At 56.6% G+C, this 16,221-nt stretch carries 9 protein-coding genes; 4 read left to right on the forward strand and 5 right to left on the reverse strand.

Annotated elements, in window-relative coordinates; genetic code table 11:
- Nucleotides 1-91 precede the first annotated feature (91 nt).
- On the forward strand, nt 92-1,051 hold the full coding sequence (gene tal / locus E4T21_RS19295; protein ID WP_149286577.1) for a transaldolase: 960 nt from the start codon (nt 92-94) through the stop codon (nt 1,049-1,051).
- Between the two features lie 22 nt (nt 1,052-1,073).
- On the opposite strand, the gene E4T21_RS19300 is transcribed toward tal, so the two are convergent.
- Entirely contained in the window at nt 1,074-2,072 is a 999-nt protein-coding gene (locus tag E4T21_RS19300; protein WP_149286578.1) for a LacI family DNA-binding transcriptional regulator, read from the reverse strand.
- 543 nt (nt 2,073-2,615) lie between these two features.
- Here E4T21_RS19300 and E4T21_RS19305 point away from each other — a divergent pair.
- Nucleotides 2,616-3,056: a hypothetical protein gene (locus E4T21_RS19305; protein ID WP_149286579.1), complete on the forward strand. Its 441-nt coding sequence runs from the start codon at nt 2,616-2,618 to the stop codon at nt 3,054-3,056.
- Nucleotides 3,057-3,129: 73 nt separating this feature from the next.
- Here E4T21_RS19305 and ampC read toward each other — a convergent pair whose 3' ends face one another.
- Nucleotides 3,130-4,332 carry a class C beta-lactamase gene (ampC, locus tag E4T21_RS19310; RefSeq protein ID WP_149286580.1) on the reverse strand — a complete coding sequence of 401 codons (1,203 nt, stop codon included), beginning with the start codon at nt 4,330-4,332 and terminating at the stop codon, nt 3,130-3,132.
- 223 nt (nt 4,333-4,555) lie between these two features.
- On the opposite strand from ampC, the gene E4T21_RS19315 reads away from it, so the two are divergent.
- Nucleotides 4,556-5,770 carry an MFS transporter gene (locus E4T21_RS19315; RefSeq protein WP_149286581.1) on the forward strand — a complete coding sequence of 405 codons (1,215 nt, stop codon included), beginning with the start codon at nt 4,556-4,558 and terminating at the stop codon, nt 5,768-5,770.
- Between the two features lie 33 nt (nt 5,771-5,803).
- On the opposite strand, the gene hemB is transcribed toward E4T21_RS19315, so the two are convergent.
- The 3 genes from hemB to E4T21_RS19330 all read right to left on the reverse strand — a co-directional run bounded on the left by hemB (nt 5,804) and on the right by E4T21_RS19330 (nt 15,167).
- On the reverse strand, nt 5,804-6,778 hold the full coding sequence (hemB, locus tag E4T21_RS19320; protein WP_149286582.1) for a porphobilinogen synthase: 975 nt from the start codon (nt 6,776-6,778) through the stop codon (nt 5,804-5,806).
- A 90-nt stretch (nt 6,779-6,868) separates the two neighbouring features.
- Nucleotides 6,869-7,648, reverse strand: a complete 780-nt coding sequence (locus E4T21_RS19325) for a DUF899 domain-containing protein (RefSeq protein ID WP_149286583.1) — start codon at nt 7,646-7,648, stop codon at nt 6,869-6,871.
- Nucleotides 7,649-7,778: 130 nt separating this feature from the next.
- Entirely contained in the window at nt 7,779-15,167 is a 7,389-nt protein-coding gene (locus tag E4T21_RS19330) for a DUF4781 domain-containing protein (RefSeq protein ID WP_187775046.1), read from the reverse strand.
- Between the two features lie 807 nt (nt 15,168-15,974).
- On the opposite strand from E4T21_RS19330, the gene E4T21_RS19335 reads away from it, so the two are divergent.
- Nucleotides 15,975-16,166 carry a hypothetical protein gene (locus E4T21_RS19335; protein WP_149286585.1) on the forward strand — a complete coding sequence of 64 codons (192 nt, stop codon included), beginning with the start codon at nt 15,975-15,977 and terminating at the stop codon, nt 16,164-16,166.
- The last annotated feature ends 55 nt before the right edge of the window (nt 16,167-16,221 follow it).

The raw sequence follows: 16,221 nt of genomic DNA on the forward strand, positions 1-16,221 counted from the left end.
GCCTGTACCACTCAGGCCAGACGACATAGGCAGCCTTGCTAGCCAAGACGCTTTTCTAAACCCATGATTTTCTCAGCTGACGGAGTTTTCTGTGCCACATCAACTCGATGCCCTCAGGCAACATTCTCTAGTCGTTGCCGATACCGGTGACCTGGAAGCCATCAAGCGTTATCGCCCCCAGGATGCCACGACCAATCCCTCGCTGATTCTCAAGGCCTTCGAGCTCCCCAGCTACCAGGCATTGATCAATGAGGAGCTGGCGACACTTCAGGCTGAATCCAGCCATCCACAGCCAGCGCATGCCGTTGACCGCCTCGCCGTGGCCATGGGCAGCGAGATCACCAAGGTAATACCGGGCCGCGTATCTACCGAAGTCGCCGCCCGGCTTTCCTTCGACACCCAGGCCAGCATTCGCAAGGCCCACGAATTGGTCGAACTCTATGAGCGGCGCGGCGTGACCAGAGACCGGATTTTGATCAAGCTGGCCTCCACCTGGGAAGGCATTCGTGCCGCGGAGGTCCTTGAGAAAGAAGGCATTCAGTGCAACCTGACCTTGCTGTTCAGCGATGCCCAGGCCCAGGCCTGCTTCGATGCCGGTGTTTTCCTGGTCTCCCCCTTCGTCGGTCGCGTCAGTGACTGGTACAAGCAGGCCACCGGGCGAGACTTCGCCCCGGATGAAGACCCTGGTGTGCAGTTCGTGCGCGGTGTCTGTCAACGCGCGCGCCAAGGTGGATATGAAACCATCGTGATGGGCGCCAGCTTCCGTACCGTCGACCAGGTACTGGCGCTGGCCGGTTGTCCGCGACTGACCATTTCGCCGACATTGCTGGAGCAATTGGCCAAGCGTCAGGGAGAAGTGAAACCGGGCAGATCAATGGGCCATGGCGGAGGACCACGCCCAGTGGCACTCACCGAGTCCCAGTTCCGCTGGGGCCACAATCAGGATGCCATGGCCAATGACAAGCTTGCCGAAGGCATCCGCGGCTTTGCCGAAGACCAGGATCGTCTCGAAGCCCTGATCGCCAGACGCCTGACCACACAGCACTCATGAGCGTGCCATCAAGTACACCGGCTTAAAGTAGCAAGGAGGCCGACACCACCACCTCACGCACCTCAGCTTGAGGATCCTCGATCTGCTCGAAGAGCAGGTGCACGGCCTCTCGCCCTGCCCGGTATGTGTCATGGGCCGCGCAGGGTACCGATACGTCAAAGATGTCGGCATAGGGCAAGCGGTCGACGCCCACCACCATTACACGATCCCGGGAGATGCGAGCATCGTGAAGCGCTCGCATTGCGCCCAGGGTAATCAACTGGTTGAAGCCAAAGACCGCATCAGGCAGCGCTTCCTTGCGCAGATACGCCGCCATCTCGCGATAGGCGGGCTGCAAGGTGTAATCCCCTGCCCGCTGCTCAAGCGTCAACGCCACGTTGGCCTCTCGATAGGCGTCTTCGAAACCGGCAAGTCGTTCTATCGAAATACGTGAATCGCGTGGCCCCGTCAGCGCCAGCACTCGTTGAATCCCCCGACTGGCCAGTAGCTCACCAAGCAGTCGGCCCGCATGGCGATTGGCCAGCACCACACGACTGAAGTCGGGAATCGCCAGGATACGATCAAGCATGACCACCGGCAGTTTGGCCTGCCGCAGCCGATCGAGATAAGCCGGGTGATATTCTGCACCATCGGATACCGGCGACAGAATGATACCGGCCACCTGATAGCTGAGCAGGGTCTCGATCGCCACTTCTTCGAGCGCCGGAGAGCCATCCGTGTCGATGAGCATGATGGTGTAATGACGCCGCTTTGCCTCACGGGAGATCGCCTTGATCACCTCGCTATAGAAAGGGTTATCGACACTGGCCGTGACCAGGCCAATCAAGCGATTCTCTCGACTGCGCAACTGGCTGGCAAAGGCATTGGGCACGTAGCCCAGTTCCTGGGCGGCGGCGAGAATCTTCTCGCGGGTTTCCGGCTTGACCAGATGAGGCTTGTTCAGGGCACGCGACACCGTCATGTTGGTCAGCCCCACATGCTTGGCGATGTCGGTGATGGTCACCTTGCCGCGTCTTGCCATGCTCTACCTCTGTCCCATTGCCCCTGCGGAAACACTGCTGAGACAACACATGTCACACAGGAAGCCAGCATCATAGTTGAATGCCATGCATGCACGTTTCGCACAGATACTTTCCTTACAGAGAGGCCAGGCAGGGGCATCAGCGCGGCCGCGACCATCGATCAGGAACTTCATCCGCTCAACCTTGTGATACAAATCAGATGCTTGGCAACCCACAAGATAGGGATTATGTCAGAAAGCGGCGACAACTGCCTGGCGAAAGTGGTACGGCGAGTGTTCACTTCATGTCGGAAAAGACACCCCACGCTAGTGAATTCTGCACAGAGAAAAAGGCTCACCATCCTGTGCACAATACCACTTGAACCTCCATTCTTTGCTTATATCGGCAACGCGATGAATCTTGTCGGCATCAACCCACATGAACGATAGACAGCACACGGAAGTGAGCTAGCTTTATGAATGATACTTGCCCGTTCTCCGCGAAATAGAGACAGGCATATCATTAGATCAAGGACACATGCTAGATCATCAAGGAGATACCACATGTCCAAGGTTCTGCACTCCACTACTATGTTCTGTGCCGCGTTGTTTGGCAGTTCTCTGATGCTGTCAAGCATGGCGATGGCCGACAGTAGTGAGGCCATGCAAGAGGAGAGGAAAGCTCTTGAAGAGCATGCCAGTGAAAGCGTGCACACTGAAACCATCATAGAAGAAGAAGACTCTGTGCTTCTTGAAGATGACGGTAGCGTCGTGGAAGAAAGTGACATCACCATCGAGGAGGAATCGGAAGTCACTGGTCAACTGCCAGATGATCCCGAGTTGGTGGAAGATGGCGAAAGTGCTGCCATGCAGGAGCTCCGCGAGAACATGACGCAGGACGAGGCCTCGGGCCAACTGCCAGATGATCCAGAACTGCTGGAAGACGGTGAAAGCGCTGTCATGCAAGAGCATCGCGAGAGCATGATGCAAGACAAGCAGGAGTAGCAGAAGGGCTGCCAGCTGCTGCCAGGAACAAGGAAGGGCTCACAGGCAGCCCTTCCTCAGATATGCTGATTCTCTAACGCTCTTGATCTCCCTCCTGCTCGAGGCCAGCCAGAATGGCATGGGCAGCTGCGACCCGTTCTGCAATGGAGTAATTGCGGTTCGCCAACAGCACGACGCCCAGCTCACGGGATGGCACAAAGGCCGCATAAGCACCGAAACCATTGGTCGAGCCTGTCTTGTTCAACAGCACTTCTCCTGTAGGCGCCTGCGGAGGCTCCAGAGGTTCGACCTCGTGTGGCTCAAGGGCCATCTCCGCTGAATTGCCGGCCTGCAGTTGCTCAAGTTTCAGCGGATAGGAATACATCTCCCAGCCTAGCCCTTGGGTCATGCCTCCCACCTGGTAGAAACCGGTATGTGTCGTTTCAATGGCCTTGCGCAGCGGTTCATCCAGGCCTTGCGGGTGCAGGTTCACCTCGATGAATCGGATCAGGTCTGTGGCACTGGTCTTCACACCATAGGCTTCGACATCCAGCATGCCTGGATTCACTCGAATCGGCTGATCTTCCTTTGAATAGCCCCAGGCATAGTGCGGTTGCTGATCATCCGGCACCTGGATATAGCTGTGCGCCAGGCCTAGCGGTGGAAACAGCTGCTTCTCCATCAGATCGGGAAACGGCTCGCCAAGACGGTTCGCCACCAGGTAGCCAAACAAGCCAATACTCGGATTGGAATAAAGGCGATGGGATCCCGGTGCATAGTCAGGTATCCAATCACGATAATAATCGAGCATCTGCTGCTGATCGGTCACTTGCTCGGGAAACTGCAAGGGCAGGCCACCGGCTGAGTAGGTCGCAAGTTCGAGCAGGCTGATGTCATCGAAGCTCCCTCCGGTCAGGGCGGACCAATGGCGGCTGGCAGGGTCTTCCAGGGACAGTTTCCCTTCAGCCTGAGCGTAGGCACCCAAGGTGGCAGTGAAGGTCTTGCTCAGCGAACCGATTTCGAACAGCGTCTCATCGTCCACGGGGACTTCTCGCTCGCGGTCCGCCAGTCCGTAATTGAAGACACGCCGCTGCCCTTGCCAGGTGACAGCAACGGCCATGCCTGGAATATCGTGGGCCTGCATCATCGGTAGAATCGTCGCGTCCACCAGGGATTTGACCTGATCGCTCCCCTCTTCCCCAGCGACGGCATCATTGGCTACCCCATGGCTGGCTGCGAGTAGCAGCACGACTGCAGCGGATATACGCCACCATGGCCCTATCGTCACCTCACGCATACATTCGCTTCCTTGTATTGGTTCTTCAAAGGACCATGAACCCGATATGGCTCAGCAATTCCTGAAACTAGCACCACCATTCATAACAGACAGGAATCAATAACATAAACAATATGAATTGTTTTTATTTATCGCCTTTCCTTATGCTCACTTCATGGATGGTCAGCCACTTGCTTATCCATTCATTCCATCCGTTCTTCGTACATCATGAGTCGAAAAGACAATGCCAGCACAGTCTGCTGCATGGAAGGTCAACCTGTGGGTCTGTGGTTCAGGGTCGTTCATCAATATCGTCGCCATGACCATCATGTTGCCCTTTCTCCCTCACTACCTCGGCACTTTAGGCGACTATTCCCAGGGTGAAACCTTTCTCTGGTCCAGCCTGGTCTATTCCTCGACCTTCATCACGGCCGCCCTGTTTGCCCCCCTCTGGGGACGACTCTCCGATCGCTATGGCTGCAGGATCAACCTGATACGTGCCAGTATCGGCATGTTGCTGTGCATGACGCTGATGGGGCTGGCTACCAGTGCCTGGCAAATGGTCATCCTGCGCCTGCTTGCCGGAGTGGCCGGTGGCTATACCTCCGGGGCCACGATCCTCATGGCCAAGGAAGCTCCCGAGTCCCGCGCCGGCCATGCCCAGGGCGTGCTTTCTGCCTGTATCCTGGCCGGAAGCCTCGCAGGTCCGATACTGGGCGGCTTTCTATCAGCCTATGTAGGCATGCGTGAGGCGCTGTTCATTACCGGTGGCCTGATCTTTTTCAATGTCCTGGCGACAACGCTGCTGATCAAGGAGACACAGGTTGCCCAGGTATCGCGGGGGAATACAGCGGCTCCAGCCAGCCCGTTCAATCACACGGTCTGGGCACTATTGATTGCCACCATGGGGCTGCTGGTCGCCAACCTGTCGATTGAGCCCATCATCTACAGCATCGTCAGTGGCATGAACCACTCTCCGCTGGCGGCCACTTCGGCAGCAGGCATTGTGCTTGCCGCCACCGCTCTGGGCTGCTTGCTGTCGTCGCTGATGCTGGGCTCATTCGCCGATCGCTTTGGTGCCATGCGCGTTGCCATGTATGGCTTCGGCATTGGCGCTCTCTTGATCGTTCCTCAGGCCTTCGTCACCGATGTCTACACACTGACGCTGCTGCGTTTCGCCATGGGCCTGGCCCTGGGCGGTGTATTGCCCTGCCTGAAGGCGGCACTCAAGCATGCTTATACCGATGCCGGCCATCTTGGGCGTGTCATGGGACTGTCGACCTCCTTCCAGTACATCGGCCAGGTGGCGGGCCCCATGATGGGCGGTATCGTGGCCGCCACCTGGGGAACGGCGCCGGTCTTCCATGTGACCGCCGCCGTGGCATTGCTGTGCGCCATTCTCATTGCTGTCAGCATGCGCCGCAGCCGTGATCACGACAGCCAGGCCATCACTTCATGAGCATCAGGCTGCCAGATCACAGCCCTTCTTCAGTTACAGCCCTTCTTCGAGCAACTGAGGGGCAAAGTAGGTCATGATCAGATCAGCACCGGCACGCCGCATTGAACCAAGCGTTTCGCGCACCACGGCCGATTCGTCGATGACACCTTGTTCGGCAGCGAACTTGATCATCGCGTATTCACCACTGACCTGATACGCCGCCAGCGGCAGCAGGCTGTTACGGCGGATATCTGCCATGATGTCGAGATAGGCCAACGCCGGCTTGACCATCAGCAGGTCGGCCCCTTCCGCCTCATCCATCAACGACTCGCGCAAGGCTTCCCGACGATTCATCGGGTCCATCTGATAGGTCTTGCGATCGCCCTTGAGTTCGGTACCCGCGGCTTCGCGGAAAGGCCCATACAGAGCCGAGGCCAGTTTGGTGGAATAGGCCATGATGGGAATTTCTTCGAAGCCAGCAGTATCCAGCGCCTGGCGAATCGCCGCGACCTGGCCATCCTGAGCAGCAGAAGGCGCAATGATGTCGGCTCCAGCCCTGGCTGCCGCCACCGCCTGAATGCCCAGGTTATGGATGGTCAGGTCGTTATCGACGCTATTGCCCTTGAGAATGCCGCAATGTCCGTGGCTGGTGTACTCGCAGAAACAGATATCCGGGATCACTACCATGTCCGGCACGGCTTCCTTGATGGTGCGCACCATGCGTGAAACGAGACCATTCTCGTCCATCGCATCGCTGCCATGCTCATCCTTGTGATGCGAAATACCAAACGGCATGATGCTTTTGAGCCCCAACTGGCTCAGGCGACGCGCCTCATCGGCCAGCTTGCTTTCCGGCACCCGGGATTGTCCGGGCATGCCGGCAATTGGCGTGAATTCATCGCTGCCTTCTTCCACAAAGATCGGGTATACCAGATGCTCTGCGCGCAAGGTTGTTTCTCGCACGATATCGCGCAGTGCTTCACTTCGGCGTAAACGGCGCAGGCGGGCCTGAGGAAATTGAGCAGGCATACAACACTCCTTCAATGATCGGGCGATTGACAACACCTTGGTGACGGCCGACCAGTATATAGCAAGCTAAGAAAACGCCGAAGTGAGCGCTCAAGGTTCAGCGTATTCATCATGGCGGCGCCACCAGATACCGCCTGACTCATTACGCCCTTTCGGGGCGCGATCAAGCCACTGGTAGGTTCCCCACAGGCTATCCAGTCCACGCGCATAGGTGGAGTATGTGTGATAGACGATACCGTCTTCCAGCACCAACGCGCTCATGCCGGGCATGTCACGTTGAAACGTGGCGACATCGGTTCCGCAGGTGGCAGCAAAACGAGCCTCCTCGCTTTCACCACCGCCTTCCTCGCCCGAGCGCCAGGCCTGAACTGGTTCCTGGCGGTAGTTATATTCAACCTTGCCTTCGCGTTGCTGCTCCTCGCTGAACCAGACGTTGAAATCAGCATTGAAATCGCTGCCGTATGAGGACACCCAGGGAAAGCTCCAACCCATTCTCTCCTTGTATGCCTGCAACTTGGCCAGTGGTGCCCGCGATACCGCCAGCAGTGTGACATCGTGGTGGGCCAGGTGGACCACGAAGCCATTGAAACCATCGGCAATCATCGAGCAGGAAGGACAGCCCGCCGTGTAATCGGGACCAAACATGAAGTGATAGACGAGAAGCTGCGAGCGACCTTGAAACAGCTCGGGCAACGAAGCATGTCCCTCATCCGTTTCGAACCGATACGCCTTGTCGATGCGAACCCAGGGCAACTGCTGTCGCCTGAGCGCCAGCTCGTCGCTTTGCCGAGTGAGCTGCTTCTCTGCCTGGAGCAGATCGAGCCGCGCAGCCAGCCACTCTTCACGGGTTCCGATGTTGTGCTTTGGCATGGGCATGTTACTTCCTCCATTTTGTTGACCATGGAAAGTATTTAGTCCAAGACCAGCGAATGGAGGGAGTAACAATCGTGACGGGATTATCGGGATGCCGGGAAGTTGCAAGCTCCCCGACATCAAGGCCCTAGGCAGCAGGCAAGTACACGCGATCTCCCGGAAAGATCATGCTGGGGTCGAGAATATGGTCCAAGTTGAGCATCACGACCTGTTCGATATCGCGCTTCTGCTGCACAGCAATTCCGCCCAGTGTCTGGTTTGGCTCCACGATGACGAAGGCATAGCTCCCTTCCAGGAGAGGGTTGATGCGTCCGCCATCCTCCGCGACGCTATCAGCCTGAGATTCAATGTCTTCTACCACGGCCAGACCAGGCGCTTCCTCGACTCCAGGCTGCTTATCGAGCACTGGAGTAGCATTCTCGCGCTCAGCGTCAACCACAGGTGCCGTGGAGGGCGAGAAGTCGGAGGGCACATAGCCGAATAGCTCATCATCGATATCTTCCGGCTCCTCCGACATATGTTCATTGGCCAACTTCACCCCAGCCATGACGGAGCTCGGAATCATGGTGCCACTGAAGCCGATGATCGTGGCGAAATCCTTCTTATCTATTTCCCATTTCTTCAGTTTCGCCGGAATGAATCGATCAAGGGATAGAGAAGGCGTCGGTAGCCAGTCTCCGAGTTTCTTCCCGAGACGAGAGTCTCGAAACCACAAGCGAGTAACCGCCCCTGTCAGCAAGGCATTCATGGTAACGTCGTACACGCTCCCCTTGGTCATGCCTGCCTCTATACCAATACCGCCCCCTAGTGCAAAGGGCATCAGCGCCACATCATCCGCCCAAGGCATGACCTTCTTGCCCGTCGAGGCTTCTTCGAGGCTTTTGGTGAGATAGATGGAGAAACCCAACAAATTGGCGCCATCTTGTACATTATTCATTCCAGGCTGACTCCCCGACACCTGGAATTGAACGCCCCCATCACCCGTAGAGACATAGTGGCCGAGTATCCCGGCATGGCTGATCGAGAATGTCACGAACTCGACACCACGCAAAGTACGCCCCAACCCCGTATCCACCGCCGTGGCGTCCGGGGCGACACTACGGACAAGCAAGCTGGCTCCCCGAACACCGGATGCCAAGGCGTTCAGTGGAGCTGATATCTCGGGAGGTCCTAACGACAAGCCGGCTCCGATCCCCCCGACAGTTGCTAGCAAGTTACGGATCGCCTTTTCATGGCTACGCGCAGATAACCAGGTACCGTTACTGCCGTTATAGATGGAGAAGTCGTGGGGTTCGGCTTTATAGCCTTGCTTATCAGGGTTGATCGCCCTACCAAGTTGCTTAGCCGACTTGTCGGTCACCAGAACATAGACTTCGCCGTCGAAATGTTCGGTATGCAGCACCCGGCCATTTCCATGGAGCTGGACGGTCTGACGGCCAGCGTCATTACGGGTCATGGTAAAAGTGACCGGCTCCATAGGCCCTTTCGGTCCTTTGCTCCGATCAACATTATTCTTGTTGATATGCCCACTTTCACCCACAAACCCACCACGCCGCACTTTCCCTTCGTGCAACACAAAGCCACTGGCACCCAATCGTTCTGGTTGAACGAAGTGCACATAGTGCCCCGGTGGCAAGGCACCATCCACCGAAGCCTGGTTCAAGACATTCAGATCGTTGAGTCGATACAGACGAGACAGCTTTTCAGGCGGTGTGGCGTCACCATGCCGAGAAAACAGCTTGTCCGGGATGAGTGGACCGGCAGGTTGCGAATCTGGGCGCGAAGCTCTCAACGACTTTGCACTCATGCCGACACCAAAGATGCCGCTGCCCAGTCCCGCCAGAGCATCCGCTCTCTCAAGCCCTGTCATGTCATCCCAATTCGCCAGGATGTTGTAACCGGAATAGCCCATCAACGGGATGCCGACACCCATTGCGGCCCGGTCGAGGCCTTTCGCGGTATTGAACGCAAAGTTATTCGCACGTAGCTGATCGGTAGCGCTTCGATATATGGGGTTCTGACTCAAGAACCTTTCCGAGGTATTGACGGCACCGATGCTGGTTCTCGCTGACACGCCGATCGGTGTTCCTGTGCGAGCCAGTCCGGCAAAACGGAAAGCGCTCGACCCCATCGGCAGCACAGAGGTCACCAGCATCGCCCCTTGCATGAGACCTTCGGTGCTGGCCAGCGGCCGGCCATGTTCATGCATTTCATGCAGGTTATGAGCACTGCGGGCGCCAAAGTAGGCGCCTCCGGCAAAGGCTATCGGTGCCGCTATCGGTGCCAGCGGGGGAATGAAAGAGGCCACCGTGGCAATACCGGTACCAATGCCGATGACAGGATCCAGCCATTCTTCAGCGAAGCTCAGTTCTCGGGCCTGTAGCCATTCATACCTGGCGTTGCCATCGGCATCGGTCAGCCGGTCGAGGTCCTTCGGCGCATAGATATGGCCACTGTCGGACAGGTAATTATTGTGACGATAATCATCGAAGTTGCGGTACTTGCTGCCGCTCTCATCGACCAGCCAGATCTTGCCGTCCTGATCCTCGAATCTGAACAGTGCCGTATCACGCACCCCTTCACTTTTATCGCGATAGAGAAGCGGGATGATATCGACCTCGACATCATCACCAGCGATATCGCGGATCTGGTCGATCACCGGATCCACCACCTCCGAGTTCACATCCTCCGATGCTCCCGCGCCTAGCGCTTGACTGATCCACTGCCGAGCATCCTTGTCGTCCATGGACACTGAATCCGGCAGCTCATTCTGGTTGTCTGTGATGGCTTCATTTGCCACCACGGGATTCTCCTGGAAAAGGCGCTCTTGCTGTTGCGCCCATTGCTCTGGGTCAAGGCGATCATCCAGGGACTCGCCACGCAGGAAGTCGTTCCACCGACCCGCTTCATCCAACTGATCACCGACTGCCTCGGTGCTTTCCAGAGCCTCACGCAAGTCGGATACATTACTCTGTGGCCCAATACTCTCTGTAAGGGGCACACCATTCTGCGTCAGGCCATTGCCGCCAAGCCCCACCTGGGCAAGGCCAATCTGTGTCGACAGCAGGGCTGCCTGGCTATCTACCTGATTCTGTCTTGCTTGCATCAACGCGCCGTGGGTGCCATTGGCCTCGAGGTAGACATCTTCCATCTGCCACGCGGCTGAAACCTCTCCTTCATGCTCGATCGAGTAGACGTCATCGACCAGTTTCCAGGTCGAAGGCCTTGATGAACGATAATCTGATTCTTCTAATGTCAGTCGCGCTTCTTCGATACCTACCTGGGTCGACGCCAGATCGTTCTCGGCCGTGTTCAACGCCCTAAGCGCCATTGCCACATCCGGGTGCACCCAGCGCTGTTCACCTTCCAGCGTCACCAGTACGGGTGTTACATCATCATCAAAGGTATCGACCAGCTTTTCCGTCGTGCCACTGCCGTGCTCATCCAATGCGTCATTGCTCGCGGTTTCGGCAGTGTCGACCTCCTGCTGCACATCCTTCAATGGATCTTCTTTGTCGCCGGCATGCTCTGTCCACCAGTCGGCCCACCGCTGATCGAGCTTCTGTTCCGCCTCTGTGCGCCCCTCCGGAGCCTCGCCCGGGGCATAGGTCAGCTGGAATTCATAGGGGTCATCCCGGTCTTCATAGTGATTTCTTAGCCACAGCTGACCATTGTCGTCGACGAAGTAAGCTGTTCCCTCTCCATTCAATTTGCCGGTGGAATCATACGACTGCGTATTACCGTGCCATTCTCCCGGCTCACTAAAGCCATTAGGGTCGAGGTGCTCTGGATGCTGCTCGCCATACAGCTCTCTGGCCCGCGCCAGGATATCCTCGCCATCGTTCAGTGCATTGCGCGCCGCGACGAGTTCGCGTTGTGCGGCGGCCACCTCTGGATGAACCCAACGCATCTCGCCATCGATCTCGACCTGTTCGGCGTTCTCTCCGCCCGGTACCACCGAACCCTCGCCATGCTCGTCGATGGCATCGTCGAGTGCCTGTTCCAGATCAGGAATGGAATCCTCGAGCGCAGCAGCCGTCCCGCGATCCTGCTCGATGCCTATCTCGGTGAGCGTACGCTCTGCATCGGCAATTTCCCGAGAGACCTGTACCAGGCTGCCATCCCCGCTATAACGGATCTCTTTCCAGCTCGCCCAGTCCTCATCGAATTGCTGCTGGGTTTCGGTGCGTGTCGGTGATCCACTGCTGCCAGGTTCATAGGTCAGTTGGACTTCCAGGGGCTCATCCCAGTTCTCGTAGGTATTGACAAGGTAGAGCTGGCCATCGCGCTCGACGACCTGCTGATCCTTCAAGGCTCCGCTGGGGTCTTCATTCGGAGGTCCTGCCCGATTCGGTGTGACTTTGGTGAAGCCCTCAGGCTTGAAGTAATCGGGGTGTCGTTCACGCACCTCATCAAGGAGGCGGGTTTCAAGATCCGGATTGACATTCCGCTCCTGAGCGAACTCCTGCCAGGCCTGATTGGCGTCACGCTGCGCCTGGGTCAGGTCCTCGGGCTCCTCGCCTTGAGCATAGGTGAGTTGCTTCTCTACCTCATTCTTGTCGTAACCTTCGCCATAGGTGTTGACGACATAGAGCTGGCCATCGCGCTCGACCACCCTGGTATCCGTCAGCTCGCCTGACTCCCATTCATGCTTGGAGTCCATGGCGCCGGTGCGTGTCTCCGAGTAACCATCGGGATCGAAATATTTGGGATTGGCTTCGCGGAAGGCAGCCAGTGCATCGTCCTGCAACTGTCCCGGCTTATCACCGACTTTCAGTTCATGCCACTGTTGATTGAGTTCCTGCTGGGCTTGTGACAATCCATTGGATTCATTGGCAGGGTTCTCGGTGAGCTTCTTGTAAAGAGGCTCATCGCGGTCCGCATAAACATTTCTCAGGTATAGCTGGCCGTCCTTTTCCACCACGGACTGGTGCAGCAGCTCCCCGGTATCTTCCTTTTCACCCATGGGATTGGCAGGGCTGCCTGACTCGGTGACTTCTTCGAAACCTTCTTTCTGGAAGTAATCCTCGTAGCTTTCGTCACCACGATAGATCTCGAGCGCTTCTTCCTTGAGTCCATTGGCTTCCTCTTGCAGGCCTCGATACTCTTCCTGCAGATCGAGATAGTTGATCCAGGCATTGGCGTTTTCCAGGCGTTCCTGAGCTTCTGCCAGGCTTCCTTCAGGTTTCTGCGGGTCCCAGCGCAAGCCATGGGGAGCGAGCAACTCATTGATCCGCTCGCTTGCATTGTCCATGGTCGCTTTATTATTCGGGTCCAGCGCATAGACGTTGACCTGTTCCTGATGTTGCCAGGCTTGTGCCTGGGCCTGAGTCAGGGCAACACGTGCATCCTCAGCCTGCTCAAGAGGCTCGACCAACCCTGGGTCCACCCATACCCATTTGCCGTCATACTGCATCGGCACCCAGGCCTCGCCATTAGAGGTTTCCTCGTCTGGCGGGATACCCAGGGGATCACTGTCACTGGTGTTGTCACCCTCCTTGATGACGTCGCTCTCATCACCACCCTCCCCGACGATCTCATCGATGGCACGCTGAACGGCCTCTTCTTTATCCCCAAGATCGGTTTTCAGGTCCTCGATCTCTTTGATCTTGCCGTCATCGGTGCGATCCACCAGCATTTCCTCGATGACCGCCTGGAGCACCTTGTCCTCATGTGAGTCATCGGGATTGAGCTTGAGCAACTCTTCCGCCAGGGATTGTTCCTCCGTACCTCGGGCAATCGTGAATTCCTTGCCGTCCTCATCGCGGTGCAAGGTCAGATCGCCATCTGGCGGAGTAGTCAGGGTATAACCGTTGTCCGTGACTTCTGTGGTTGTCTTGTCATCGGCATCCACGCGGGTGGTGGTTTCACGACCATTCGTTTCAGTGACCGTTTTGGTACTACTGCCATTGCTGTACTGGGTGGTGCGGGTTTCGGTGCCATGGCTGTCAACCGCCAGTGAGGTCTCGCGGTTCGTACCGCGTCCACTGCTGTAACTGGCGATGACGTCCTCGGCATCATCGGCACCGACGATCTCGGTGGTGTACTGCTCTCCGCCATTGGCCAGCTCACCGGTGCGTGTCTCGACGACATAACCAGTGGCACGTAGCTGGGCTTCTACCTGGGCTTGGTTCAGCCCCTGATCCTCGGCGATTTCCTCGATGCTCTTGCCACTGGCCACCGCGGCCACGATGTCATCGATGCCTTCGCGGCTGATGTCCTGGCTATCGTCCAGCTCTGTGCGCTTGCCATCTTCGTCGATGATCGTGGTAGTGGTCTTGTCGTCATCACCGGTGACTTCCTCGACCGTGACGCCATTTTGCTCGTAGGTGACCGTGGTGGTCTTGTTACCATCGGCATCCTCGACGGTGGTGGTCTCACGACCATCTGTTTCAGTGACGGTTTTAGTGGAACTGCCATCGGCATGCTCGGTGGTCGTGGTCTTGCGACCATCTCTCTCGGTGACCGTTTGCGTGGTACTGCCATCATTATTCTGGGTACGTCGGGTCTCGTTGCCCTCGGCGTCGGTCACCACCGACGTGGTGGTACCAGAGGGCGCTGTCTCGTGGCTGACGATCTCTTCGCCACCCTCTTCAGCAGTAATGCGTGTGGTCGAGGTCATGGCAGGGCCTTCGCCCTCGGTCCCTGTTTCATATTCGTAACCGGCAGCCTCGATCTGGGCAATTACCTGCTCGGGAGACAGTCCCTGGGCTTCGGCAATATCCTCGATGCTCTGGCCGTCGGCAACACCTTCGACGATGTCGTTGATGCCCTCGCGGGTAGTGTCCTGCTCGGGTTTCAGTTCCGTGCGCCGACCTTGCTCATCGATTACCGTCGTGGTGGTCTCGCCATCGGCATCGGTGATTTCTTCGACGACGACACCATCCTGCTGCTCGGTGAGCTCGTGCTTGGCAACCGTGTCACCGCTTTCCGGATCGCTGATCTCGGTGGTGCTTTCATGGCCGTCATCGGATTGCGTTTCTTCGACTTCCAGACCATCCGACTCAAGCTGGGCGAGGACCTCTTCGCGGCTGATGCCATAGTCCTCGGCCACCTGGGCAATACTCTTGCCGTCGGCAATATCCGAGGCAAGCGCTTCAGCGTCTTCGGTGCTGAGGCCATTACCATTATTGGTCCCTGGGTTATCGACCTGGGTGACATCAAACGTCGGCCCCTGGCCACTGGTGTCGAGCAGCGGGTACTGGGCCTGGAAGGGGGCGTTATCCAGATAAGGCTGATTGGTCTGCTGGGCCAGGAATGGTTGTGAGTAGCTAGGCGAGTAGACACCCAGCCCCTCGCCATTATTCAACGGCGGTTGATAGTGGAACACCGGCGCCTGGAAACCTGTATTCCAGGCAGGTGTGGTATCAAAAGCCGGGGTATACCTCGGCATGGGAGGAGGTGGCGGGGGAGGACTCTGGATCTTGCTGAAAATCGCCGAGCCGAGGATCGAGGAAAACGCATCCGCGGCATCGGGCTGGAACAGTTGACGAACACTGCGTACCAAATTGATCAAAGCTCTTCTCCTTCCTCGACCCAAGGGGCGAAGGCAATCGGCCATCAGCCGAGCAAAGCCTTCCCTGCCTCGGGGATGGGGCTTTGAATCAATTTAGACCCACAAGCAGGAAAAAGTGAAAGGATTAGTGCTTTTTGATTACATTTTTTCTACGTGAGCAATGCCGCACGCCGACTCAGGGCTTCTCGACAAGAAAGAACCTCAACCCCCTCCCCAGGATATTTTTACATGCACGCCCCCTTACAGAAAAAATCATCCGCTTACTCGCTACAATCCAGTGAATACAACATGTATGTCGCGTTATTTGCAGAACATGGCGTCCTTCCCGCGACCGATAGGCATCAGGCGGAATGCTGAATACCGTGACCACACCGGCATTGAATGCTTTACGACTCTGGTTTCCCGCCTTTCTCTGGTTTGATTCCTACTATGTGGTTTGCGCCGGACTATTCGCTTCACATTGGTTACGGTTCAGCCCACAAGCTGGAGGAACACCACAATGGTGCTCGGTGTACTCAATCGGGTACTGAAATCCTTCCAGTACTTGAGCAACTCCTGGCTGGCCATTATCCGGCTGCTTTAGGTCTATTAAGTGCTTAAAGGCTTAGAAGCATTGATTGACGGGTATGCTCCATGAAAGAAAACATGGAATTTTTAAGCTCATTCAAATAGTAAAGTAGGATCACTTTTCCATACTTTACTTTTCATTGGACATATAAAATGGGAACAACATAACGGCATTAAGGTAGAGATAAACGGCCAGGATGTGCAATTCTTTGGTTAGCCCCCTTTGATGAAGGAATATCCATGTACTCTATCTTGCGCATATCGGCTGCCGCGTTGGCAGCTATCGCCTTCGGGGTTCTCATGTCGCGGCTACAAGCGAACCTGGCCAATGATCCGTTATTGTCCTTTGCCTCTTATGGGCGCTATGCACCTGAAATTCTGGGAGCCATTATCGGAGTCGGGACCTGGTCACTGCTGGGAGAAAGCCGCTAAAGACAAAAAAATGCCACGATCTGAAAGACCGTGGCATTTCCATCAAGGGCATTGC

Origin of the sequence: Halomonas binhaiensis (genome assembly GCF_008329985.2) — a bacterium.
GTDB lineage: Bacteria > Pseudomonadota > Gammaproteobacteria > Pseudomonadales > Halomonadaceae > Halomonas > Halomonas binhaiensis.

What these genes read in the sequence shown, in the direction of transcription:
- hemB (WP_149286582.1), bottom strand. Translation starts at nt 6,778, where the DNA reads ATGCCTGCTCAATTTCCTCAGGCCCGCCTGCGCCGTTTACGCCGAAGT.
- E4T21_RS19325 (WP_149286583.1), bottom strand. Translation starts at nt 7,648, where the DNA reads ATGCCAAAGCACAACATCGGAACCCGTGAAGAGTGGCTGGCTGCGCGG.
- E4T21_RS19305 (WP_149286579.1), top strand. Translation starts at nt 2,616, where the DNA reads ATGTCCAAGGTTCTGCACTCCACTACTATGTTCTGTGCCGCGTTGTTT.
- ampC (WP_149286580.1), bottom strand. Translation starts at nt 4,332, where the DNA reads ATGCGTGAGGTGACGATAGGGCCATGGTGGCGTATATCCGCTGCAGTC.
- E4T21_RS19335 (WP_149286585.1), top strand. Translation starts at nt 15,975, where the DNA reads ATGTACTCTATCTTGCGCATATCGGCTGCCGCGTTGGCAGCTATCGCC.
- E4T21_RS19315 (WP_149286581.1), top strand. Translation starts at nt 4,556, where the DNA reads ATGCCAGCACAGTCTGCTGCATGGAAGGTCAACCTGTGGGTCTGTGGT.
- E4T21_RS19300 (WP_149286578.1), bottom strand. Translation starts at nt 2,072, where the DNA reads ATGGCAAGACGCGGCAAGGTGACCATCACCGACATCGCCAAGCATGTG.